Origin of the sequence: Oscillatoria nigro-viridis PCC 7112 (genome assembly GCF_000317475.1) — a bacterium.
Classification (GTDB): Bacteria; Cyanobacteriota; Cyanobacteriia; order Cyanobacteriales; family Microcoleaceae; genus Microcoleus; species Microcoleus nigroviridis.
Genome location: NC_019729.1, coordinates 7,049,615 through 7,075,292 on the forward strand (window position 1 = coordinate 7,049,615; position 25,678 = coordinate 7,075,292).

Here is a 25,678-nt window from a genome sequence, read left to right on the forward strand (position 1 = left end):
ATCGATTTGAGATTTGAGATTTGAGATTTTAGAATTGAAGGATTGACCCAGCCCACAAACGGATACCATGCCACGTACAGGAGTCGTAGAAAGATAAAAATTTTAGACCCTAGTTCAAGTTCCCAGATTTATCTGTGGGGTAAATCTAAAATCTCAAATCTCAAATCTCAAATCGACTGACTTGCGCGAGATAAATTCGGGGCCTCCTTTATCGGATACAGGTTTTTTATTTCTGGACGGATGAATTTGGGGGCTTGAATCCTGGATGCTTTCGGTCAATAAAAATACCACAATCAGGAAATTTTGACAAACAGCCCTGATTTATTTGCCGATCGCTTTTATCATGTCGGTATCGCCATCTATCCGACTACGACTAAAAGGCTATGCAGAAGATTGAAAAATCATCATTCCCAGCTTCCAGAAGTGTCCCGAACCAGCCGGACTGGCTAGAATTGGTAGAATACGCCTCTGTTGCCGGTTCAGCGATTGGCACGATTGCAGCAGGATTGTCGGGCCAAATTGTCTACGCTGCCGCCCCCTTAACCGCAGCACTCTCGCTAAATCTTGCCAATCGCCAGCGTTTCGAGCAACAAATGCAACAAAAGGCAAATTCTGCGATTGCGGACGTACAGGCCGCAGTAGAACGTCGCTCGCAGCAAGTTCAGATACTACCTGGAGAACCTGCGGAACTCTACACTGCCGTCTCCGACTTGCAGCAGAAACTAAGCGGCTTGGAATCCGGGGCCATCGCCGAGGTACAAGCTGCCGTAGCCTCCCTCGAACGCCAAGCCCAGGCGCTGCCGGCCGACTCTCAGGAACTCTACACGCAACTGTCCGATTTGCAGCAAAAACTCCGCCTTTTGGAAACTAGCGCCCTCAGAGAGCATGATTGGGAAAATGTCAACGTCAGATTTTTATTGATGGGCGAAAAGTTAACTGAAGTTAAAACTATTACGGCTCAGTTACAGGAGCGATCGAACGAAGTAGACTTGGATACAATCCAAGGGTCGATCGAGCAATTGCAGGACTTGCTCGATCGACCCACAATAGACACAGGGATGCTGCAAACCGAGATTCAGCATTTGCAACAGCAAGTTTCCGAGTTGCAGAGGCAAAATCAAGAAATATTCAAGCCTTATTTGCAGCGTCTGACTCGCGCCGTGAAGAAACTCAGTCAGCAGTCAGCAGTCAGCAGTCAGTAGTCAGTAGCCAACTGTCATTGTAGCCATAACCTTGTTCCCAGGCAGAGCCTGGGAATACATACCCGGAGGCTCTGCCTCAATTACCAATTCTCAATTACCTTTACCAATTCTCTATTACCCATTACCAATTACCAATTACCCGTTACTAAATTTTTGCCAAGCTTGCCAGAAAACATAAATCGATAATACTGCCAAGAACGATCGAAAAGCTAAACTAACAATACGATCGGGCAATCTCGGCAAAAACCGCGTGCTCACCTGCGCGCCCAACAAACCGCCGCCGCCAAGAATTAACCCCACAACCCACAAAACATTCCCGCGCGCCGCGTGTCCCGCCGTCGCCGAAATTGCCGTGATGACGATGACGCCCAAGCTGGTTTGAATCGCAGTTTTAATGCTTTCTCCTAACAGCAAAATTTGCAGGGGAACCATAATCACGCCGCCGCCTACGCCGAACAAACCCGCTAATAAACCCGCGGCACTGCCGGTAGCAATTTTAGCAAAAGTTGGATGGAATATAATATTTGAATTATTGGGTAATTCGTGATTGGTAATTGGTAATTGAGCATTTTCTTCTTGTCCCGCTTGTCCTCCCAGTTCCCCTGGTTCTAGTTCCGCTTTCTGCTTAGCTGTCAGGTGCTTGCGAACTTCAATCAAATAAATATTCAGCCACAGCAACAGCCCAAAAGTAAGTAACAGCAAGTAAGGCGGAAATATCCCCGCCAAATAAGCACCGATTTGTGCTGTGATGACGGCGGGAAATCCGATGCCTGCGACTTGGCTCAAGCTGAGGTAGCCCATGCGCCAATTCTGGATGCTGCCAGAAATAGCTGTAATGACGATCGACAAACCGCTAGTAGCAACCGCTTGCACCGGAGCGTAATTGAGAGCCACCAACAAAGGCACGAGCACCGTACCGCCACCGATACCCAACAATCCAGCTAGAATTCCGGCAAAAATTCCCGCCGCACCCAACATCAATAATTCACTGATAGTCATTAGTCATTAGTCATTAGTCAACAGTTAACAGTTAACAGTCCACAGTCAACAGTTAACAGTCCACAGTTAACAGTTAACAGTCCACAGTCAAATTTTAAGAATCATTAGTTGTGCCGTCCGGCATAATTGCCCGCCTCAAATCTGCATCGCGGAAGTTAGTTCGATTGAGATTAGCATCAATCAAAACAGCTTCCACCAAAACAGCGCCGCTAAAATTAGACCAGCACAGCTTTGCCCGGTACAAATTAGCACCGCTCAAATTAGCTCTTGCCAGCGTTGACCAACTCACATTAGCAACTCTCAAATTAGCATTGCTCAGATTAGCTTCGGTGAGATTAGCTCCAACCATAGTTACTTGGCGCAAGTCTGCACCAGTCAGGTTTGCCCCGCTCACCATCGCCCCGCTAAGAATTGCCTGAGTCAGATTAGCTCTTTCTAAAAGCGACTCGCTGAGGATGGCATTTGTCAGGTTTACCGCTTTGAGAGTTGACCAACTCAAATTTGCCTTCATCAAATTAATGCGAATCATGCTAGCGTCGGTTAAGTTAGCCGCAAACAAATTCGCTTCGGTAAAGTTGGCTTCGGTCAAATTAGCTTCGGTCAAATTAGCCTTGGTCATGTTGACTTCTCTCGCCATTGAGCCGCGCAGGTTTGCTCCCATCAGGTTAGCCCCGCTGAGATTGGCACGGCTCAAATCGGTACCGATGAGATTTGCTTCGCTGAGGTTGGCTTCCGTCAAGTCCACCCCTGCCAATTTCACCTCGCGCAAGTTCGCTCCTGTCAGGTTAGCGCCTTTGAGGTTTGCGTCTTGGAAATTCGCTCTGGTAAAGTTAGCCTCGCTGAGGTTTACCCCTTTTAAGTCGGCCCCCGCGAGGTTAATTTCTCGAAAATTTCTTTCTCCGGCCGCATATTGCCTCAGAATTCGATCGGCCTCCATGTCATTCGCCTCGCAATTTTTTTTAAACGTTAGAGTGATGGGTGTTACCACATCATCCCAGATAACTAGGGTATTCACTCTGCACGCTGTAGTATCTGTAAAATCTTTGCACTGCTTTGGTGGCACTGCTGTGCCACTCCCTCCGAAAAGGCCTGACCAAAAAAATGGGATACAAACCTCCCCCTTCTAGGGGGACTTTCGGTTCGGAATCTCTCAAGCAAGGTTTTTGAATAAACAGCACCGCATTTATTCAGGTTGGCTCTACAATGATTGTATGTTAAATCTAACCTACGAGTACAAGCTCATTCCTACCGATACGCAACGCCAAACTTTCGACCAGTGGCTCAATATTTGCCGCAAGGTCTACAACTTTGGATTGCGAGAACGAAAAGATTGGGTTAATTCTCGTAAGTGTGATATCAACTCGTGCAGCATCAAGCAGGAATACATTATCCCGGATGATGCACCGCGTCCAACCTTTGCGGGCCAATGCAAATCATTAGCATCCGCAAAGAAGTTAATTCCTGAGTTGAAATTGCCTCACACCCATGTCTTGCAGCAGGCGTTGCGCCAACTAGAGGCAGCGTTTGTGGCGATGTGGGAACGAGGACACAGTTTTCCTAGATTCAAAAAACGGATGCGCTCATTTGTGTTCCCTCAATTGAATCTAGAATCCGTTAAACGATTTGATGGTGCCGATTGGGTCAACCTGCCCAAGATAGGGCTGGTAAAAATGCACCTGTCGCGTCCAATCCCTCAAGGGTTTGATGTCAAGCAAATTCGCGTGATTAAAAGGGCATCTGGCTACTATGCCATGCTCACTTTGCAATGTGATGTCGCCGTACCTCAAGCCTCACCTTCAGGGCATGGATTAGGGATTGATTTAGGGTTAGGACATTTTTTGGCAACTTCTGATGGTGAATTGATTGATAGACCTCGATTTTTTGTGGATGGACAACGCAAGCTGAAATTGCTGCAACGTCAACTCAATCGCAAGAAAAAAGGCTCTAGAAAGTTTCGTCAAATTCATCACCGAATAGCCTTGCACCACGAATACATCTCGAACAGTCGCTCATATTTTCATTTTAAGACCGCTCATCATTTATGCAACGCAGCCCAAACAGTATTTGCTTCTGATTTGAACCTCAAAGCAATGTCAGCCGGAATGGTTGGCAAACACACGCTTGATGCAGGGTTTGGTCAGTTCTTGAATATCTTGAGCCATGTTTGCTTTAAGCGAGGTGCGTACTTTGCGTCTGTAAACCCAAACGGAACAAGTCAAACTTGTCCCAGATGTCAAACTCATACAGGCAAAAAAGAACTATCCGAACGGGTGCATAAATGTCAAACCTGTGGCTATGAAACAAATCGAGATGTGGCAGCCGCGCAAGTGGTGTTGCAGCGCGGATATACAGCGGTTGGGCAAATCGCAGTGAATTTTGGGGAGGGCAAGCTACGTGAGTAGTCCCAATGAACCAAGAATCCTCGTGCCTTCGGGCCGAGGAGCTGTCAAAAATATCAACGCTTCTGAGAAAATCAAAAATAGCGTAAAACTCTCGGCACTCGGCCGTCAGCCGCCAGCAGCAAAGACAGGACTAAGGCAAGCGTGTCACCCTTAGTAAGGTACTCTACTATCCGAAACCCTTGATAATCCGTTCATAATCGAATTAGTAGAGCACCCTACAACTTGAGGGTTCCCATGCCCGTGGCCCTTAGTCCTCAAAGCAAAACAGCGACAGACAACAGACAACTGAACAAGAGACAACAGAGAAAGGAAATTTTAAAATGCCTGAAAATTTGAGAAGCCAAGCTGTGACTGGAGGCGTGCAGCGCGCGCCCAACCGGGCAATGCTGCGGGCAGTCGGTTTTGGTGACGGTGATTTCACCAAGCCGATTGTGGGGATTGCCAACGGGTACAGCACGATTACCCCCTGCAATATGGGATTGAATGAACTCGCACTGCGGGCTATTGCGGGTGCAAGGGAAGCTGGGGCGATGCCGCAGATGTTCGGTACGATTACTATCAGCGACGGGATCTCGATGGGAACTGAAGGGATGAAATATTCTCTGGTGTCGAGAGATGTGATTGCTGATTCGATAGAAACTGTTTGCAACGGCCAAAGTATGGACGGGTTGCTGGCTGTCGGCGGTTGCGATAAAAATATGCCGGGGGCGATGATTGCGATCGCCCGCATGAACATTCCTGCTATTTTTGTTTACGGCGGCACGATCAAACCAGGACACCACAACGGACGGGATTTAACCGTTGTCAGCGCTTTTGAAGCAGTCGGTCAATTCAGCGCGGGCAAAATTGACGAAACAGAACTCAATGCAGTGGAACAAAAAGCTTGTCCGGGTGCGGGTTCTTGCGGCGGAATGTACACAGCAAATACCATGTCCAGCGCCTTTGAAGTGATGGGCATGAGTTTGCCTTATTCTTCGACAATGGCTGCTGAGGATGCCGAAAAAGCTGACAGCGCTGCCGAATCTGCAAAAGTTGTCGTGGAAGCTGTCCGCAAACAGTTGTTACCGAGCCAAATTTTGACACGAGCGGCTTTTGAAAATGCGATCGCGGTCATCATGGCAATCGGCGGTTCCACCAACGCTGTGCTGCATTTATTGGCCATTTCCAATGCGATCGGAGTTGAACTGTCCCTCGACGATTTTGAAACTATTCGAGCAAAAGTACCGGTGCTGTGCGACCTCAAACCCAGCGGCAAATACGTAGCAACCGATTTGCACAAAGCCGGCGGCATTCCTCAAGTAATGAAAATGCTGCTAGAACACGGTTTGCTGCACGGCGACGCCCTGACAATTACCGGTCAAACTGTTGCCCAAGTGTTGGCAGATATTCCAGCCGAACCCCGCACCGACCAAGATGTCATCCGCCCTTGGAACAACCCGCTTTACGCCCAAGGACATTTAGCAATTCTCAGGGGAAATCTGGCAACAGAAGGAGCAGTTGCTAAAATTACTGGCGTTAAAAAACCGCAAATTACCGGCCCGGCGCGCGTATTTGAATCTGAAGAAAATTGTTTGGATGCAATTTTAGCCGGCAAAATTAAAGCCGGAGATGTGATTATCATCCGCTACGAAGGGCCCAAAGGCGGGCCGGGAATGCGCGAAATGTTAGCACCAACTTCGGCAATTATTGGCGCTGGTTTGGGCGATTCTGTAGGGTTAATTACTGACGGTCGCTTCTCTGGCGGAACTTACGGAATGGTGGTCGGTCACGTTGCACCCGAGGCGCAAGTTGGCGGGACAATTGCTCTGGTAAAAGAGGGCGATTCAATTACAATTGATGCTAACAATCGCTTGTTGCAGCTCAATATTTCTGATGCAGAATTGGAGCAGCGGCGCGCTCTTTGGCAGCCTCCTAAACCTCGCTATACTAAGGGCGTTTTGGCTAAATATGCGAAGTTGGTTTCTTCTAGCAGTGTTGGTGCTGTGACTGATTTGGGTTTGGGTTAAAGTAGGAGTTTTTGCAACCGCAGATGAAGGCAGATTAACGCAGATTAACGCAGATAAAATCCTATCGGCGTTCATCTGTGTCCATCCGCTGATATCTGCGGTTACAAAATCCCCCAATTAACTGCGCTGATTCAAAAAGCGGCCTGCCATCGACATGGCGTCAGTAATATCTACGTCGCCGTCTCCATCTGCATCTAAAAACGTATTCAAAACGGGATTGCTGCCTTGGGCTGGGTTTTGGGCGTTGCTGCCGGTTTGTAGCAAATTCAGGACTAGCGGCACCAAAACAGGTATCATTGCTTGCACTGTCGCGTTATTCAAACCGGTTCTTTGGGCGATATCGGCCACTATCTGCGTGAGTTGGCCTGCTCCGAACAAACTTTGTACTGCTTGGGGATTGGGATTTGTGCCGCTAAATTGGTTGACAACTTCTTGAGCTTGTGCGTCTCCCGACTGCGATCGCACGTCTTGCAATGCCGATCGCACGTATCCGCCCAAAACCGACATCGCCAACTGAGTCGTACCCGCATCGACGCCCTGGTTGCTGCTCAACTGCTCTACCGCACCGAGAATGTTGCCCAACTGATTGGGGTTTGCTTGTTGGTTGGGATTGTCGATCGCGCTCAAAATTTGGTCAAATAGTCCCATAATTTTCGCTCCGTACAGTTGTTTCTCAACTTTAAATTATAGCAAATCCTGTTTTTCAAGATTACGAAAAATAGTTTTGATTTGGGTGCGATCGCTCATGGAGTGGGGGAGCGACAGCCAGTCAATCGATTTTAGATTTTAGATTTTAGATTTTAGATTTTAGATTTTAGATTTTAGATTTTAGAATTGAAGCATTGACCCCACGAATAAATTCGGGGGCTTGTTTATCTATCGGATAAATATTTTTTATTTCGGGACGGATGAATCCGGGGGCTTGTATCCTGGATGCTTGATTGTCAGCAACCAATCTAATACAATTTTAGATTTTAGATTTTAGATTTTAGATTTTAGATGGGGAATGAATTCTGACATCAGAGTGGGGAGTTTGCTTGCCGCTGCATTCTTTTTGGAGATAGGGATAAAAACTGATGATTGTTAAGGAATGAGAATTAAATAACTTACAATTTTAATGGTACTTGTGGGATGGGCGTCCCGCCCGTCCAGAAAGGGCGGGCTATAAGAGCCAACCCTACTTTCAAGAGTGTAAATTATTTAATTCGCGATCCTAAGTTTTTACAGTTCCTCTTTTTTCGGGCTTGGTTGGCACGTTCTCGTTGCCTAGGGAATTATATTCACGAGCAACTGGAGGTTGTAAGAGCGTATTTTGCCTTAAATCCTCATGCTTGATCGGCAGGGCGATCGAAAATTCCGTCCCCGTTCCCACCTCAGACCAAAAGTTAATTGTCCCCCCGTGTTTCTTAACGATAATTTCGCGACCAATTGCCAATCCCAAACCAGTACCTACACCTCTCGGTTTAGTAGTAAAGAATGTTTCAAACATTTTTTCTTGGCTCTCTGGTGCTATTCCCGTACCGTTATCAGAAATTCGCACTACCACTGAGTCGTCGTCCAAGTATTCTGTAGCGATCGCAATCCTCGGCGAAAAACTCGGTGCTTCCTGGAGTGACTCCGAAGCCGATTGTTTTTTCGTCTCCTCAGAGCTGGATTTCTCAATTTTTGCTTTCTCTTCCACAGCATCTAGTGCATTGTTGAGAAGATTCACAAATACCTGGTAAAGCAAACCCATATAGCCTTCCACAGTCGGAATATTGCCGTAATGTCGCACCACTTCAATGCCTTGTTTGATGCGGCTGTTGAGAATCAGCAAACTGCTGTCTATGCAGGCGTGCAAATCGACGGGATGAGGGGCTTCCTCATCGAGGCGAGAAAAATCTTTCAAACTTAAGATAATAGCTTTGGCTCTTTCAGCCCCTACTTGCATCGAGTCAAATATTTTGAGCAAATCTTGTTTCAGAAAACCGATGTCTATTTCTTCGCCTTTCGCCAGCACTGCGGCAGGCGGGTTGGCAATTTCTGTTTCGTAAGTTTTGAGCAAATCTAAAATATCTTCAACGTAATTTCTGGCAGGATCGATATTGGCATAGATAAAATTGATTGGGTTGTTAACTTCGTGAGCAACACCGGCTAACATCCGCCCCAAAGTTGCCATTTTCTCATTTTGAAGTATCTGGCTTTGTTGTTCAGATTTCAATTCTTCTAGCAACTGATTTACTTTCTGAATCAGTTGATTCAGCGAAGCTGCTAATACTCCCACTTCATCGGTGCTGGTAACTGGTACTTGCAACTGAAAATTAGATTCTTCAGTCACTCGCTGAGCGATTTTAGTTACAGCGGCGAGGGGTTTGGCGATCGCCCGACTGGTGAAGCCCGCCAGCACTGCTGCAACGACGATCGACATTACCATGCTACCCAAAATTATTTGCACCCGCAGCGTCTGGGCTCGCAGCAGATCCTCCCGCCCTGCATCTTCTTGCTCTTGGGCGCGATCGATAATTTCTGCTATATCATTGACCGCCCTATCTAGTTGCAACCCAATTTTATATCGCTCTAAATTCAACAGCAACTTACGTTTAATACTTTGTTGAGCGGGGTTGTTTGGCAACTTACTAATTTTTTTATTGACGATTTCTAGTGGATAAATATAATTAGCCCGTAGCGAATCGCAAGTCATTCTAATTTTTTCTATCCCTTCAATGTGTTCCAAATAATTATACTTTTTAACTTCTGAAAACAACACTTTTAAATGGGAAAGATTATTTTGTAACTCTTGGTATTTTCTGTCAAATATTTGGGGCTGTTCCAGCCCGTAACTGAGCCATTCTTGGCTATTTTGCGTCCGCAGTAAAGCCACCTGCAGCTTATTTAAAAACTGACTTGCTCGATCGATGTGTACTTGATTGTTAGTTCTGCGATAGTAATGATTGCCCGCCAACATCCCGACACTCGTTCCCCCAATCGCAACACAAAGAGCCAGTGCGTACCCACTGCTGATTTTGTCGCGAATACTGAGGTTGCCCAAGGAACGGGCTATGTGAGCGAAATAATTGGGCTTGAGTGGGTGGCTCTCTTTGATCTTATGCTCGCAAGAGGTAGAGAGTTCTTGTGAAGGCTGATTCAGATGTTTGAGCTGCATAGATGCTAACCTGTGAATAATTCACGCACTGACAATTCAGTCTAACTTAACTCGCGGCTGATTTGAGAGTACCGCATTGATATTTAATGTGATAATTTTTGTAACTTAGGATACTCTTACCTTGCCTAAGAAACCCGGTTTCTTGGGGTGCATCTCACTTTTGCGAATGTGTCAAAAAAGAGTTAAAATGAAAAAGCTAGTAAAATCGTCAAATAAAGATGAGGTAAATAAAATGACACCCTCAGACCAACAACAACTAAAAGCCCACTTAAAAGCGGTAGCAAAAATTCTTTACAGAAATACAGAGCCAACTGAGTTAAAAACTTTTGAAAGTATAGAAAAAGCAGTCCGTCAGAAAATGTTATCAGAGGTTGGTCCAGAAATAGGTAGTCTTTTTTTTTCAGCAGTATCAGGAATTCAAACAGGAAAACCCCGAAAAATAAAATCAATAATCGGATCGCTCGACATTACAGATAATCAGGCAAAATATTTTGGCTTAAAAGCTTACAGTCAATTTAGTCCCCTGATGGAAAATTGCTGTCTTTTAATCAGTGCTAACGAATCTTATCAAATGGCAGAAAAAGATTTGGAAAAATTTACTGGGATCAAAATTTCTCACAGTACATTACAAAGATTAGTCAAAAGACAAGAATTGGAATTGCCTACATCTCAACAAGGAGTCAAAGAAATTACATTGGATGGCGGTAAAGTCAGACTACGCAACGCAACCAAGGGCGAGAGCTGTTACTGGAAAGACTATAAAGCCGTGTGTTTAGATAATATTTATGCGGGAGCGTTTTTCAAAATAATCAAGATTTAATTGATTGGACTAATAGCCAAAAATTACTACATCCTATGTATTGCCTCGGAGATGGCCATGCCGGAATTTGGAACATATTTAAAGAAATTGGAGACAATGAACAAAGACAAGAAATCTTAGATTGGTATCATCTGAAAGAAAATCTCTACAAGGTAGGGGGTTCAATAAAACGATTGAAATTAGCCGAAAATATGTTATGGCAAGGCAAAGTTGATGAAGTTATAAATTTATTTAAAGACTTTAAAGGTCAAGCATTTAAAACGTTTTGCAATTATTTAGATACCCATCGCTGCCGAATAGTAAATTACCAATACTACAAAGAAGAATCCATAAGTTCGATTGGTTCTGGAACAGTGGAATCAACAATAAAACGCATTGGATTAAGGGTAAAAATATCGGGAGCGCAATGGAATATTGAGAACGTTTCCTCTATGCTTGCTCTTCGCTGTGCTTATCTCAACGGTCAACTTTCAATTTGATGTATGTGCCAAAGTGAGATGCACCCGTTTCTTGTTTCTAATTTCGGAGCTTCCAAGAGGCGCTGGTGTTAAAAAACCGGGTTTCTGTGTACTTAATGTCATATTTTGTTGTTAATTAAAAAGTATTGCTAGACTTGCGATCGAATAAATCACCGAATAAATAAGCAGGTAGATGCAAATAAGCCAGCAGGCAGTTCAGTCGGGTAATAAGCTGTAGCTTAAGTAGCTTGGCGGGAAAAATAATTTTTATGCAACTAAATATTAAGTAGCGTGATTAAACTTAAATTAAACACATTGTGTACGGTAGTTCTCTCTTTCTCCTCTAACTTCTAATCCATGAATTACGGCGTGGCAACTTCTAACTTCGAGTCGAATATCTCTCCCACTACTTCATCTTTTTTCATGGTTTTCCACTCCTATTCAATTGGGTTCATTTCAGTTCAATTTTTGGAAACCTAAAAATATGTAATACCTAATTTTGTAACTGCTCACCGCAACTGCGTTGCGGTATTGCCAAGGTCAGCGAGCGAGCTGGGTTCGCTCGATCGCTCCGTCAGGATTTGAGTCAAATAGGCAAAAATAGAGTATAGTAGCTTCCATGCTCAAACCAACTGCACTGACTTCGGAACCAGATGAAATAGCCATCGCAACTCAAAAGATGGCACAGGTAATGCTGTCCTTGACAGAATGGCTACTCAAGCAACAGCAGCAGCTCAAACAGCAACAGAGAAAACTTCAAGAAAAACAGCAGTTGATAGAAGAGCAGCAACAGGAGATCGAGCAGTTAAAAGAAGCACTCTCTAAGCTAAAAAACCGCACCTCATCAAACAGTTCGACTCCCCCATCGGCAGACCTGCTCAAAAAACCCAGCGACAAAAGTAAGCGAAAAAAAGGGAAAAAACGCGGTCCCAAATACGACCATCCAGGCAAGACACGCAATGGCTTTGGTCAGCCGGACAAAATTATTGAGTTGGCACCAGAAACATGTCCGGTGTGTCTAAAAGCAGTGGAACCAGTGACAGCAGCAAAACAGAAAGTACAACAAGTAGCCGAACTAATAGAGCAACCCGTAGAAATTAGAGAATATCGTCGCCCTTTGTGCCAATGTAACGATTGTGGTTGGTCGGGATACTCTCAATTACCGCCTGGTGTTAAAGAAGGATTCAGCTACGGCGGTAGATTGTGTAGCGTGGTTGGTTGGCTGGGATATGGGGGTAACTTACCTTGGCGAAAACAAGAATATTTCGTGGAACATGTCTTGGGAGTACCCATCTCTCAAGGAACTCTTGCCAAGATGCAGCGTTACTTCCAAGAAAGCTTGCAGCCCATCTACCAGCAATGGTTGAGCTACGTGCAACAACCCGGCGTGCGCTGCGTGGATGAAACGACTTACTGTATTGATGGCATCAAGTATTGGTTGTGGGTAGCAACGAGCGATCGAGTTTGCGTACTCCTATTAGCTCCTACCCGCAGTAGTGCTGAACTCAAACAGCTATTGGGAGAAAACTTTGAAGGTATTCTCAGTAGTGATTGTTTCAGTGCTTACAACCCCCAATCAGCCGGAGCGAAACAGAAATGTTTGACCCACCTAGAGCGAGATTTAGAAGCACTAAAACAGAGTCGTTTTGAGGGCAATCGGCTATTAGCTGAAGCAGTCACTAAAATTTTAGCTACTGCTAGAAGCAGGCATCGGGAATATCATGCTGGTCAATTGAGTCAGTCCGCGATGGCGGCCGGGCGTCGGGTACTAGAATCCCAATTGCAAAATGTCTTAATTAATGCTCCTGTTAAGGGTTGGCCTGCCGATGCCCAACGATTAGCCAAGCGGATGCAACGTTATTGGACAGAGTGGTTTACTTTTTTAGACCATCCAGAAGTTAAACCTGACAACAATGACGCCGAAAGAGCTTTACGTCCGGTAGTTGTACATCGGAAAGTAACTGGAGGAGCGCGCAGTAATTGGGGCGCTCAATTAGTAGCCCAAATGTTTAGCTTTTTAGAAACAGTTCGATTGCAAGGACATGAAGCGATAGCACAATTATATGAGTTACTTTGTTTAGCAGGTCGTAGTCCTCCAGGTTTATTGTTCAACTAAACTTAATTTTGGGCTTTTGACGGCAGCTATTTTTAGCGAGAGCCTCTATTTTGAGCTTGGGAAGTTTCCCGTTCCTACAAAACGTGGCAGCGTTTCACTCAACACTTGTGGCTCCATTTGCGATATCGCAACGCAGTTGCGGTGAGCAGTTACCTAATTTTTTATTTTTGTTTTAATTTTAAAATGTCTATTTCGGTGTATATTTCCTTGTTTTGGGCGACCATTGTAAAACTATAATTTAGCATTTTGTTGTGCATTATTGCCCCCTTATATTTATATAAGTGTTCCATGAAAAAACCCAATTACTCAACGGTCAACCCAGCTAATTTAATGTTGTACAATTTATACAATCATCTACAATCGCGCCGTCTCCTTGATTTCAGCAGTTTTTGCTCCCGAAAGTTGGTAATAAGTGTAACTCGGTTAAATCGAAGCACCAAACCCTGATGTATCCAAATACTTTTAGTCTATTTTTTCTACCGCCACAGCCAATTCTAATATATCTAGGTCTGGTTTAATTGGGTGTAATACAGCTTCTTGGTTTCCTTTAGGACTCTTCCTCCCTCGTTTCTAAATAAACCTTTTTTTAGTATTTTTTTTCGTCGTAATTTTAATATAATAACGCTTTTTTTTCAATTTAGAATTTCATCTAATACTGTTGTATGTAGGTAGTTTATTTTCTATACATTCTTATAAAAACTCTAGGGTTTTTTTATTTTAACTTTTGTTTTAAACCGCGATCGGGAAATTGCCCAGCCGTTTTCTGCATAGCTTTTGCCATTTAGATAAAATCTTTATCACTTTTTGTTGAGTCCAATTAATCCGGAACAGCTATTTTTACAAAATACCAGTCACGTGCATTTAATCTAACTACAAGCGCGGGTGTATTTAACTTTTTGTGCTACATCCGCTGTTCTCATTTTTCAGAGATTTTTATCTGACTTTTGAGTCAAAAATACCCTTAATATAGCGCCAACCCATAGAGTTGCATCAGTAGAAACATTCTCTGTATTCACTTATTTTTTGACTGACTTCGGTTTTTGATTCCCGATTTAGTTAAATTCTACTTGAGTGTTGACTTAGTGTCAGAGAATCGCTTTTATTTATTTTCTTTTAATCGGCTACTCGATCGACAATAATTATCAAAAGTTATCGTCCGGCTAGTTCTTCTAGAATAGGGTTTAACCTAGCCTCTTCCAAGCGTTATAACTTTCAAGTAATTTGCTTAAAAAATGCCAGAGTTTTTGTTCATTGCTTACTCCCACTACACTAGATATTGCTAGTAGTGTTTGACGCTTAATATCATAAAATCCCTACATGAAAGTAATTAAAAACCTCACAGACTCTAACTTTTGGGGAGGGAGCATCTCAATGAAAGCAGCCCTCCGCTAGAAATAGGAGTTAGGAGTCAGGAGTCAGAAGCCAAGAGAAAAGAGTCAGAAGTCAGAAGTCAGGAGCCAGAATCAGTGTTTTTACAAATATGAGATGCCCCCTTTGGGGGGAGCATTTTGTATGCTTTGTATAATTAACAGCAATCGTCAATCGTCAACAACTTTTATTATTACGGCAAGTTCTCCGAGTTGCCACACAGTCGTAAAGAGTGGAGGAGACTTTCTATTTTTAGAATATGATGAAACAGATAAAATAGCGTTAATCATTGTTTTTATTGTATTATGAAAATGATGAAATAGCGTTACCTGAGAGTAGCAGAAATTTCCTAAGTCATTTCAGGTAAAAGCGAACTGTAAGTACATATAATATTTAGAGAATGTCGTGCAGCTAAGTAACTCTTCTCGTTACTATGGCTGACCCCAGACTACGCTATCAGCTCATGTTTTTAAGGCGAAGTGTTTAAAAAAATAATCAGCAATAAAACCCTATAAACTCATGTTCATGCGTACTACGGCTCTCACTCCAATAGAACTCAGGACTGCGATCGTCCGGGAGCCCTTGGTGGTTTCGCCGGATACGACGGTGATGGATGCGATCGCCCAAATGAGCGGCGTCCGATCGCTCTGCAACACCCCTAGAACGGCCGATGGTCAACTCGACGACCTCCACCTAGAGGCGCGATCGAGTTGCGTGTTGGTAGTGGAAAACGAGCAATTGGTCGGCGTACTGACGGAGCGAGACGTGGTGCGGCTCAGTGCCCAACAGCGTTGCTTGGAGAATGTCGCGATGCGGGAGGTAATGGCACACCCCGTCGTCACCCTCCGCGAGTCCGCCTTCACCGATTTATTTTTGGCGATTAATCTGCTCCGGGAGCACCACATTCGCCATTTGCCCATCCTGGACGAGCTCGATCGCCTAGTGGGCCTAGTGACTCACGAAAGTCTGCGCCAAACCTCTCGACCGATCGACCTGCTGCGGTTGCGTACGGTAGCAGAAGTGATGACCCGCGAAGTGATTTGTGCTGCGCCAGATTCTTCCCTACTGACGATCGTCCAACTTATGGCAGAGCATCGCGTCAGTTCCGTGATGATTGTGCACCCGGGCGGAATCTCTACTGAACCGCTACAAATTCCAGTGGGGATTCTCACCGAGCGGGATATTGTGCAATTTCAGGCCTTGGGCTTGAACCTGGAAACCTGTCTAGCTCAGGCGGTAATGAGTACGCCGATTTTTGCCGTCAGATCCGACGATTCGCTCTGGACTGTGCAGCAGATCGTGGAGCAGCGATCGATCCGTCGGTTGGCGGTGACAGGGGAGCTAGGAGAACTATTGGGCATCGTCACCCAGACCAGTTTGCTGCAAGCCCTCAGCCCGCTGGAGCTATACAAACTGGTCCAGAAGTGGGAAGAGAAGGTGGTGCGCCTAGAGGCGGAAAAGGTGGCGCTGCTGGCAAATCGCAACGTTGAGCTCGAGCAGCAGGTGGCAGCTCGGACAGCCGCCCTCAAAGCAAAGGCCGATCGAGAGCAACTTCTCAATACCATTGCCGAGCAGATCCGCTCGTCCCTGAATTTGTCAGATATTCTGCATACTACAGTGCAGGAAATTCACTCGCTTCTGGGGTGCGATCGCGTCATCATTTACCAGTTTCAGTCTGAGTTGAGCGGCACCGTGATTGCGGAAGCGATTACCGACACTGGGCGATCGGTGCTCTATAGGGAAGCCCGCGATCCTTGCATGAGTCCAGAATGGCTTGAACCGTATCGCCAGGGCAGAATTCGCGTCATCAACGATATCTACGACGCAGAAATGACCCAGTGCCATCAGGAAATGTTAGTGGGGTTTGATATTCGCGCCAAGCTGATGGTGCCGATCGTGATTGAGCAACAACTGCGCGGATTAACGATCGCCAGTTATCGAGCCGCTCCACACTCTTGGACGACTGACGAGATCGAACTCCTGCGACAAGTTTCTCTGCAGGTGGCGATCGCCCTCGGGCAAGCCGCGATCCAGCAAAAATTGCAGAATGAACTGGTAAAGCGACAGCGGATCGAAGCCACCCTGATCGAGAGCGAACAACGCTACGCCGCCCTTGCCGCTGCTGCTCCGGTGGGGATTTTTCGCACCGATGCGGAGGGGCTATGTACCTATGTCAACGATCGCTACTTTCAGATCGGCGGACTCAGACCAGGAGGCACTATCGGACAGGGATGGCAACAAGGAATACACCCCGACGATCGCGATTTGGTCATTGCCCAATGGGAGCAATTCATCCAAGGCAACGACTCTTTTGAACTCGAATATCGCTTTCAACGTCCCGACGGTACGGTAACGTGGGTTTACGGGCAGTGCGTCGCCGAACTCGATGCCAATGGAAATCGGAGCGGCTATATAGGCACCATTACCGACATTAGCGATCGCAAACGAACTGAAGTCCGCCTGCAAGAAAGCGAAGAACGCTACGCTAGCCTAGTGGCAGCCGTACCAGTGGGGATTTTCCGCGCCGATGCTTTGGGCAAGTGCATCTATGTTAACCATTGGTGGTGTCAGATCAGCGGACTTACCCCAAAAACCGCCGTCGGGGAAGGATGGAAACAAGGGCTGCACCCCGACGATCGCGATTGGGTCATGGCCGAATGCGAGCAATCTCTCCAAAGAAATCGCTCTTTCCAACTCGAATATCGCTTGCAACGTCCCGACGGTGCTGTGGCTTGGGTATATGGGCAGTCCGTTCCCGAACTGGATGCAGACGGGCAAGTAGTCGGCTATGTAGGAACTACTACAGACATCAGCGATCGCAAACAAGCCGAACAAAAACTCCAGCAACTCAACCAACAGCTAGAAACCAAAGTCGCAGAACGCACCCAAGAGCTCTGGCAAGTCAACAGCCTGCAACGCGCCATCCTCGATTGTGCTGATTACTCCATCATCTCCACAGACCCAACTGGCATCATCCAGACCTTTAATGCCGCAGCCGAAAGGATGCTGGGTTACAGTGCTCGAGAAATCATCGGCAAAGCCACCCCCCTACTCATCCACGATGCCAATGAGGTAATTGACCGGGCATCATCACTCTCTGCCGAACTAGGGCAAAATATTCCTCCCACCTTTGAGGTTTTTGTTGCCAAAGCACGCCAAGCTCCTGTCAGCGAAGAAGAGTGGAGCTATATCCGCAAAGATGGCTCTCGATTTCCTGTGTCGCTATCCATCAGCACCCTCAAGGATGTCAATCAGCAAATTATCGGCTTTTTAGGCATCGCCAAAGATATTAGCGATCGCAAACGTGCAGAATTGGAACTGCAGAAACTATCGGACCGCCTCGCCTTGTCCCTCAAATCAGGGGCGATCGGCTGTTGGGACTTCGATCTTGTACAGAACACCATCTTTTGGGATGAGCGGATGTACGAACTGTACGGTGTCACAAAACAATCTGATTCCCCTTTGCCTTACGACATTTGGGCAAACCGGCTACATCCGGAAGACCGCACCGCCACCGAAACCTTGCTCCAGCAAGCCGTCTTAGGACAGGCCAATTTTGAAACCGAGTTTCGAGTGTTGCATCCCGATGGCAGCCTCCACTTTATTAAAACCTTTGGTGTCCTCGTGCGAGATGCCCGAGGCAATCCCCAGAGCATGATTGGGGTCAACTTGGATATCAGCAGGCGCAAACAGGCTGAACTCCAACGACAGCAGTTAATTCAAGAATTATCAGCCTTTAAACAGGCCTTGGATCAGTCTGCCATTGTGGTCATCACCGATCGCGAAGGGGTGATATCCTACGTCAACGATCGCTTCTGTGCAGTCTCTGGCTACTCCCGCGATCGACTGATCGGACAAACCCATCGCATTGTCAACTCTGGCTATCATCCCCCTGCTTTTTTCCAAGACTTGTGGGACACCATTAACAGCAGTCAGATTTGGCGGGGTGAAATTTGCAATCGGGCAAAAAACGGTAGCCTGTACTGGGTTGCCACCACCATCGTCCCCTTTTTGGACGAACAAGGGCGACCTTTTCAGTATCTAGCCATTCGCTTCGACATTACCGATCGCAAGTTGGCCGAAGCAACGCTTCAGCAGGAAAATACTTTCCGTCAACAAATTGTAGAAAACATGGTACAAGGGCTGTGCGTTTTCCATCAATTTGAGGAGTTTCCCTTTGTCAGCTTCACAGTCTGGAATCAGCAAATGCAAACGATTACGGGTTACACCTTAGAAGAAATTAACCGTCTGGGGTGGTATCAAACCTTGTACCCGAATCTAGAAGATCGAGAACAGGCGATCGCCAACTGCAGACAGATGCAGCCGATCGCCGTGGAAAGGGAAATCCAGCGTCAAGATGGACAGCGGCGCACTATCTCCATTTCCACCTCTGTCCTATCGGGTGATGATGGACATCTCTATTCGCTGGCCCTGATCCAAGACATTACCGATCGCCAACAGACAGAGCGAGAAAATCGCCTGTTGAAAGAACGCCTCGAATTTCTTCTAGCATCCAGTCCCGCGATGATCTATAGCTGTAAGCCCTATGGCGACTATGACGCAACCTTCATGAGCAAAAATATCGAAGCCATTTTGGGCTACAAAGCAGAAGAATTTTTATCGGAATCTGGCTTCTGGGCTAACCATATTCACCCAGAAGATGCCCCTAGGGTTTTTGCACATATATCGGATCTCTTTGAACACAATACTCATCAGCATGAATATCGATTTTTGCATCGCGATGGTCACTACGTTTGGCTACGGGATGAGCTGCGTCTGCTGCGAGATGAAGCAGGCAAGCCAATCGAGATTGTTGGCTATTTTGCCGATATTAGCGATGTCAAACAAACCGAAGAAACCCTAAAAATACAACTGGCGGCAATTGAGGCGGCGATCGACGGCATTGCGATTATCCAAGGAGATACCTACCTCTATTTGAATCAAGCCCATCTAGAATTGTTTGGCTACGAACGCCCTGAAGAAGTCTCGGGCAAATCTTGGAAACTTTTGTATTCGCAACAGGAGTTAGAACGGTTTGAGCGGGAAGTCTTTCCAGTGCTGGGGCGCGATCGCGCTTGGCAGGGAGAGGCGATCGCCCTCCGCAAAGATGGCTCTACCTTTGCCGAAGGGCTGTCCCTCACCCTCACAGACGATGGATTATTGATTTGTGTATGCCGGGATATCAGCGATCGCAAACAGATCGAAGCCGAATTAGCAGAGAGTGAAGCTAAATTCCGGCGGCTGGTAGAAGGGGTTAATGATTTGATCTGGTCGTGTGAACCCGATGGCATACTCACTTATGTGTCACCGCAATTCAAGACGATGTTTGGCTGGGAGGAGGGTGCATGGATTGGTAAGTCGTTTATATATCTGGTGCATCCAGACGATCGCCCTTTGGTGGTTACTGGTTATCGGAAAAATATCAAATTTGGTAAAAAGTCAAGTGATTACGAGTTCCGACACCGCCACCGAGATGGTAATTATGTCTGGGTGAGAAGCAGCGCCACACCCGTTATGAATGCTGAAGGGGAATTGATTAGCATCCAGGGAATTTTATCGGATATCAGCGATCGCAAACAAGCCGAACTCGCCAGGGAAAGCAGTGAAATCCGCTTCCGCCGCGTGTTTGAGTCCAGTGTGAGCGGCATGATGTTTGCCGATTTTCAGGGGAACATTACCGATGCCAACGATCGCTTCTTACAGATGGTTGGCTACACTAGGGAGGAACTAAATGCTGGGATGATTCATTGGGATGCCATGACCCCCCCCGAATATCTCCCCGCTGATTTTTTAGCGTTCGAGCGCCTGAGACAGGATGGCGAGATCGAGTCCTTGGAAAAGGAATACTACCGTAAGGATGGCAGCCGGATTTCTGTCCTGCTCGGAGCCGCACTTCTTCCAGGCTCAGAGGATCAAACTATTTGTGTATTAGTAGACATCAGCGATCGCAAACAGGCCCAGAAGGCTTTGCAAGAATCTCAGCAGTTTCTGCAAACCGTACTCGATACCATCCCGCTCTCCGTGTTTTGGAAGAATCGAGAGTCTGTTTTTTTAGGATGCAATCAGCAGTTTGCCACAACTCTAGGCTTGCAATCTACGAGCGAAAGTATAGGTAAAAGAGATTTAGATATTTGCCAGGAAGAAGTCGAGGCGAACGAGTATTGTGCGATGGATCGGCGGTTAATGGAAACGGGTGAAGCTATATTAGGGATCGAAGAAACGCTCACCCTACCCAATGGTAAACCAATATTTATCGAAACCCACAAGGCTCCCCTGCGAGACTGCTCGGGTAATGTTATTGGTCTGGTAGGCACGTTTCAGGATATCACCGATCGCAAAGAAGCCGAACTGAGATTGCAACAACAAGCAAAACAGGAGCGTTTGCTGGGAGCGATTACTAAACGGATGCGGTCATCTCTGCATCTGGACGAGATTCTCAATAGCACTGTTGAGGAAATCCATCAGATATTGCAATCAGACCGAACGCTAGTTTATCGGGTTTTTCCTGAAGGGACGGGGACTGCCATTGCTGAATCTGTTTCGCCAAACAGGCTTAAGCTCCTGGATATCCTCTTCCCAGAAGAGGTTTTCCCCGAAGAGAACTACGAACGCTATATCGAAGGAAGAGTTTATGCCCTCAACGATAGCGAAGATGCAAACGAGTCAATCGTACCCTGCTTGGTTGAATTCCTCGCAGACATCCAGGTAAGAGCCAAACTCGTAGTTCCAATTATTCAGAATCAAAGCCTCTGGGGGTTGCTGATTGTTCATCAATGCGATCGTCCGCGCCAATGGCAAGAGTGGGAAATCAATTTACTTAAACAAATTGCTAACCAATTAGCGATCGCCATTCAGCAATCTTACCTCTACGAACAGGTACAATCAGAACTGGCTATCCGCAAGCAAACAGAAAAGGCGATCGCTTTACAACTGCAACGGCAGCGAACTTTGGGAGAAATCGCCCAGCAAATTCGCGAATCGTTGGATATTAACGAAATTTTGGCGACTGTGACACAGCAAGTCAAAGAAATCTTGCAAGGCGATCGGATCGTGGTGTTCCGGCTATTTGGCGATGGCAGAAGTCAAATTGTTGAAGAAGCTGTGTCTAGCGAGTTCCCCGCGCTCAAAGACCATCACTGGGAGGACGAACTGTGGTCGCCAGAAATCCTCAACCGGTACTGGCAGGGCAAGCCCCGCATCGTCCCCGATGTCATGACCGATATCTGGACTGATTGCTTGGTGGAATACGCAACCGTTTGTCAAGTCCAGTCCAAAATCGTTGCACCTATCCTGCAAGAAGTCCGAAGCAGCGAAAGCCATAGATGGGTTGCCCCAGGGCAAACCAAGAAGCTCTGGGGGGTTTTAGTAGTCCACGCCTGTCGAGAACAACGAGTATGGCAAGAGTCGGAAGCGCAACTCCTGCAACAAATTGCCAACCAGTTGGCGATCGCAATTCAACAAGCTAGCCTATTTAAGCAGTTGCAGCAAGAACTCACCGAACGGCAACAAGCCCAGCAGCAACTCACCGAGCGCAACGAACAACTGGCAGTCTCTAACGAAGAACTGGCCCGTGCTACCCGTCTCAAAGACGAATTCCTCGCCAACATGAGCCACGAACTCCGCACTCCCCTCAACGCCATCCTCGGCATGAGCGAGGGGCTACAAGAGCAAGTCTTTGGCATCATCAACGAAGAACAAATCAAAGCTTTACAAACCATCGAGCGGAGTAGCTCTCACTTACTAGAGTTAATCAACGACATTTTGGATGTCGCCAAAATTGAATCGGGTCAAATGGAGCTCGATTGCACCCCAGTTTCAATCAATCATCTCTGTCAATCCAGTCTGGCATTTATCAAACAACAAGCCCTGCAAAAACGCATCCAGCTAGAGATTAAAGTGCCGCTCAATCTGCCCGACTTATTGATTGATGAACGGCGGATGCGCCAAGTCTTGATCAACCTGCTCAACAACGCTGTCAAATTCACTCCTAACGGAGGACGCATCACCCTAGAAGTTAGCAGTCAACAGCGCCGGGCAGACCCAGATTCTGCCGATTCCCCACCCCATTTTTTGGTCAAAGAGACTCTGCGAATTTCCGTCATCGATACAGGTATTGGTATTGCCCCAGAACATATCAACAAACTGTTTCAGCCCTTTATCCAAATCGATGGCGCGCTGAATCGTCAATATACAGGCACTGGCTTGGGGCTTGCCTTGGTGAAACGCATTGTGGAACTCCACGGCGGGCAGGTGTTGCTCACCAGCACTGTGGGTGTAGGAAGTTGCTTCACGATCGACCTTCCCTGCACTGGTTGTGCGCCATCCTCTGTTGACGTGGAATCCCAGACAGAACCCCGCATCGAACCCAGCGGGCCCGAACAGCAGGGAGGCTCTCCCTTAATCTTGCTGGCGGAAGACAACGAAGCCAATATCAGTACGGTTTCGAGCTACTTGAGAGCTAAAGGCTATCGCATTCTCTTGGCTAAGGATGGAGAGGAGGCGGTCGCCCTGGCCAAGTCTGAAAATCCCAATCTAATTTTGATGGATATTCAAATGCCTGGTATGGATGGTCTAGAAGCTATGCAGCAGATTCGCTGCGACCCAAATTTAGTCGATCTGCCGATCGTTGCCCTAACTGCCTTAGCCATGACTGGCGATCGCGATCGTTGTCTTGCCGCCGGAGCCAATGATTACCTCACCAAACCCGTCAAGCTGAAGCAATTGGCAAGCACTATTCAACAACTTTTAGCTAAGTAAAGATAACCCGTGAACAGACCATCCGTTTTAATCATTGACGACGATCCCAATAATTTTGATGTAATTGAAACCCTCTTGAGCGAGCAAGACTATCAATTGCATTACGCTGCCACCGGGCAAGAAGCGATCGCATCCCTCGACATATTTTATCCGGATCTTATTTTGCTGGATGTGATGATGCCGGGAATAGATGGCATCGAAGTTTGTCGGCAAATCAAAGCCATGTCAAAATGGCAAGCCGTTCCCATCATTATGGTGACAGCATTAAACTCAAAATCCGACCTTGCCCATTGTCTCACAGCAGGCGCTGACGACTTCATTAGTAAACCTGTAAATGCTATTGAACTACGTGCCAGAGTTCACTGTATGCTGCGTATTAAGCACCAGTATGACGACCTGCAAAGCTTACTCAAATTGCGGGAAGATATGGTTAAAATGGTAGTCCACGATTTACGCAATCCCCTGGCTGGTATGTTGCTTGGATTGGAACTGCTAAAAAGCGTAGAGTCTCCTAGAGAAAAACAACAAAGGCAACTGGAGAGAATTTACTCGTCTGCACAAGCAATCCAGCTATTAATTGATGATTTATTGCAAATTGCTTTACTAGAAGCCGGTAAAACTCGTCTCAATTACACAGAGGTTTATCTGTGCGAGCTCATAGAGTCTGCCATATCAAACTTTGAAGATATCGCTGCTAGAAAAAATCAGTCGCTCGTCGCTCAATTACCAGAAGAGACCAGTAGGAAAGTCTCGGTTGATGCCACCATGATACATCGAGCGCTGGATAATCTCCTCGCGAATGCCATTAAGTTTTCCCCACCCAATAGTCAAATCATAGTGACTGTAGAATTCCTCACATCTGGCAACGCCAAAATCCAGGTTATCGACTCTGGGCCGGGTGTTCCTGATACATTGCGGCACAAGATTTTTGAGAAATACGAGATAGGAAATCTGATGTCTGATGTCTCTCAAATAGGGTTGGGTTTAGCTTTCTGCAAAATGGTCGTTGAGGCACATGGGGGGGAAATTTGTGTGAGAAGCAACCAACCAAAAGGTGCCATTTTTGAAATCACTTTGGCCGCATAGCTGACGAGTATCACATCAAATTATATTTTTTTTTACATTATTGAAAGAGTGGCAATTATGTCTCAATTTTCTATCTTAATTGTTGATGATGAGCCGGATAACTTTGATGTGATAGAAATTCTGTTATCAGAGCAGGATTATCAATTGCATTATGCTGCCAGCGGGCAAGAAGCGATCGCATCCCTCGACATATTCGATCCGGATCTTATTTTGCTGGATGTGATGATGCCGGGAATAGACGGCATCGAGATTTGTCGGCAAATCAAAGCCATATCAAAATGGCAAGCCGTTCCCATCATTATGGTGACAGCATTAAACTCAAAATCCGACCTTGCGTATTGTCTAACTGCCGGAGCAGACGACTTCATCGGTAAACCTGTAAATGCTATTGAACTGCGTGCTCGCGTGCATTCAATGCTCAGAATCAAGCAACAGTACGATCGTATCCAGAACTCATACCACATCCAAGAAAATACCATCAATCTCTTGGAAAGCACCCTCAATGAGCTGCGTGGCAACTTAGCTTCTACTCTATCCCACGAACTGAATACGCCCCTCAATGGCATCTTAGGTACGATCGGGTGGCTCAAGGACGAGATCGAAAACATGGAGATCGCCCAAACCCGTGAGATGTTAGGCTGGGCACATGATTCTGCCCGTCGCCTAGAAAAATTAACGAAAAAATTCCTGATTTATTTAGGATTAGAACTATCGGCAAGTCAACAGCACAAGATTGAATCTGCCCAAACTAAATTTTCAGCTTCCGCCATTGAAACCGAGTTGAAATATCAGGCTCAGAAGGCCAACCGTAGCAACGATCTGTTGTTAACTCTTGAGGAAGCGGAGATCGCTCTATCAGAGCGATATCTATCAACGCTGCTCCATGAATTAATTGATAATGCACTGAAATTTTCCTCACCAGAGACAACCATTAAAGTTAGCAGTCAAGTCATAGGGGAGATGCTGCATTTATCTGTACATGACTCGGGGCGGGGCATGACAAAAGAGCAAATTGCTAAAATTGGTGCATTCATGCAGTTTGAGCGCAAGAGGTATGAGCAACAGGGCACCGGTATCGGCTTAAAAATTGTCACGAAAATTGTCGAACTAGCAGGAGGAAAGTTTTCAATTACCAGTATCTATAAAAAGGAAACAACTGTACACGTCACTCTGCCGATTGTCCGCAATTAGCATGAGTTTTTATATCAAGTCCTGTGGCATATTTATGGAGATTGAGAAGGAATAAATTTACTTTGCCTGGGAATGGCAACACATCAAAAAAGATGAACTAGCAGGACAAATATTTGACTCCGAATTAGAGC

General features: G+C 46.2%; 12 protein-coding genes. 8 read left to right on the forward strand and 4 right to left on the reverse strand.

All coding sequences use genetic code 11. The annotated features are described in order from the left end of the window. Window positions 1-383 precede the first annotated feature (383 nt). Window positions 384-1,202 (forward strand): hypothetical protein, encoded by an 819-nt coding sequence (locus tag OSC7112_RS29245; RefSeq protein ID WP_015179297.1) that lies wholly within the window; start codon window positions 384-386, stop codon window positions 1,200-1,202. A gap of 135 nt (window positions 1,203-1,337) precedes the next feature. Here the strand turns inward: OSC7112_RS29245 and OSC7112_RS29250 are convergent, their stop codons facing one another. Together OSC7112_RS29250 and OSC7112_RS29255 are read right to left on the reverse strand one after the other, a co-directional pair. Further along, a complete protein-coding gene (locus OSC7112_RS29250; RefSeq protein ID WP_015179298.1) occupies window positions 1,338-2,201 on the reverse strand; it encodes a sulfite exporter TauE/SafE family protein in 864 nt (287 codons plus the stop codon). A 94-nt stretch (window positions 2,202-2,295) separates the two neighbouring features. Next, window positions 2,296-3,138, reverse strand: a complete 843-nt coding sequence (locus OSC7112_RS29255; RefSeq protein ID WP_015179299.1) for a pentapeptide repeat-containing protein — start codon at window positions 3,136-3,138, stop codon at window positions 2,296-2,298. Window positions 3,139-3,412: 274 nt separating this feature from the next. Between OSC7112_RS29255 and OSC7112_RS29265 the strand changes: the two genes are divergently transcribed. After that, window positions 3,413-4,603: an RNA-guided endonuclease InsQ/TnpB family protein gene (locus OSC7112_RS29265; protein ID WP_015179300.1), complete on the forward strand. Its 1,191-nt coding sequence runs from the start codon at window positions 3,413-3,415 to the stop codon at window positions 4,601-4,603. Between the two features lie 320 nt (window positions 4,604-4,923). Then, the gene (gene ilvD / locus OSC7112_RS29270) at window positions 4,924-6,609 is read left to right on the forward strand and encodes a dihydroxy-acid dehydratase (protein ID WP_015179301.1); all 1,686 of its coding nucleotides are present in this window, start codon (window positions 4,924-4,926) and stop codon (window positions 6,607-6,609) included. 117 nt (window positions 6,610-6,726) lie between these two features. On the opposite strand, the gene OSC7112_RS29275 is transcribed toward ilvD, so the two are convergent. Together OSC7112_RS29275 and OSC7112_RS29280 are read right to left on the reverse strand one after the other, a co-directional pair. Then, window positions 6,727-7,257, reverse strand: coding sequence for a DUF937 domain-containing protein (locus OSC7112_RS29275; RefSeq protein WP_015179302.1), 531 nt, complete (start codon window positions 7,255-7,257; stop codon window positions 6,727-6,729). 565 nt (window positions 7,258-7,822) lie between these two features. Then, on the reverse strand, window positions 7,823-9,751 hold the full coding sequence (locus OSC7112_RS29280; RefSeq protein WP_015179303.1) for a sensor histidine kinase: 1,929 nt from the start codon (window positions 9,749-9,751) through the stop codon (window positions 7,823-7,825). A 232-nt stretch (window positions 9,752-9,983) separates the two neighbouring features. Between OSC7112_RS29280 and OSC7112_RS29285 the strand changes: the two genes are divergently transcribed. The 5 genes from OSC7112_RS29285 to OSC7112_RS29305 all read left to right on the forward strand — a co-directional run bounded on the left by OSC7112_RS29285 (window position 9,984) and on the right by OSC7112_RS29305 (window position 25,547). Beyond that, window positions 9,984-11,050 (forward strand): ISKra4 family transposase gene (locus tag OSC7112_RS29285; RefSeq protein WP_150111710.1). Its coding sequence is split into 2 segments (ribosomal slippage): window positions 9,984-10,554 and window positions 10,554-11,050, totalling 1,068 coding nucleotides; the frame shifts between segments, so codons are not numbered across the junction. A 658-nt stretch (window positions 11,051-11,708) separates the two neighbouring features. Continuing rightward, window positions 11,709-13,145 (forward strand): IS66 family transposase, encoded by a 1,437-nt coding sequence (tnpC, locus tag OSC7112_RS29290; protein WP_397319616.1) that lies wholly within the window; start codon window positions 11,709-11,711, stop codon window positions 13,143-13,145. A gap of 1,887 nt (window positions 13,146-15,032) precedes the next feature. Next, window positions 15,033-23,270, forward strand: coding sequence for a PAS domain S-box protein (locus OSC7112_RS29295; protein WP_015179306.1), 8,238 nt, complete (start codon window positions 15,033-15,035; stop codon window positions 23,268-23,270). Window positions 23,271-23,279: 9 nt separating this feature from the next. Further along, complete coding sequence (locus OSC7112_RS29300) at window positions 23,280-24,356, forward strand: hybrid sensor histidine kinase/response regulator (RefSeq protein ID WP_015179307.1); 1,077 nt, start codon at window positions 23,280-23,282, stop codon at window positions 24,354-24,356. Window positions 24,357-24,413: 57 nt separating this feature from the next. Further along, a complete protein-coding gene (locus tag OSC7112_RS29305; RefSeq protein ID WP_041622794.1) occupies window positions 24,414-25,547 on the forward strand; it encodes a hybrid sensor histidine kinase/response regulator in 1,134 nt (377 codons plus the stop codon). Window positions 25,548-25,678: the final 131 nt, after the last annotated feature.

Bases quoted from the DNA above. Each gene is read 5' to 3' on its own strand.
- tnpC (WP_397319616.1), top strand. From the start codon at position 11,709: ATGGCACAGGTAATGCTGTCCTTGACAGAATGGCTACTCAAGCAACAG.
- OSC7112_RS29265 (WP_015179300.1), top strand. From the start codon at position 3,413: ATGTTAAATCTAACCTACGAGTACAAGCTCATTCCTACCGATACGCAA.
- OSC7112_RS29250 (WP_015179298.1), bottom strand. From the start codon at position 2,201: ATGACTATCAGTGAATTATTGATGTTGGGTGCGGCGGGAATTTTTGCC.
- OSC7112_RS29295 (WP_015179306.1), top strand. From the start codon at position 15,033: ATGTTCATGCGTACTACGGCTCTCACTCCAATAGAACTCAGGACTGCG.
- OSC7112_RS29255 (WP_015179299.1), bottom strand. From the start codon at position 3,138: ATGGAGGCCGATCGAATTCTGAGGCAATATGCGGCCGGAGAAAGAAAT.
- OSC7112_RS29280 (WP_015179303.1), bottom strand. From the start codon at position 9,751: ATGCAGCTCAAACATCTGAATCAGCCTTCACAAGAACTCTCTACCTCT.
- OSC7112_RS29275 (WP_015179302.1), bottom strand. From the start codon at position 7,257: ATGGGACTATTTGACCAAATTTTGAGCGCGATCGACAATCCCAACCAA.
- ilvD (WP_015179301.1), top strand. From the start codon at position 4,924: ATGCCTGAAAATTTGAGAAGCCAAGCTGTGACTGGAGGCGTGCAGCGC.
- OSC7112_RS29245 (WP_015179297.1), top strand. From the start codon at position 384: ATGCAGAAGATTGAAAAATCATCATTCCCAGCTTCCAGAAGTGTCCCG.
- OSC7112_RS29305 (WP_041622794.1), top strand. From the start codon at position 24,414: ATGTCTCAATTTTCTATCTTAATTGTTGATGATGAGCCGGATAACTTT.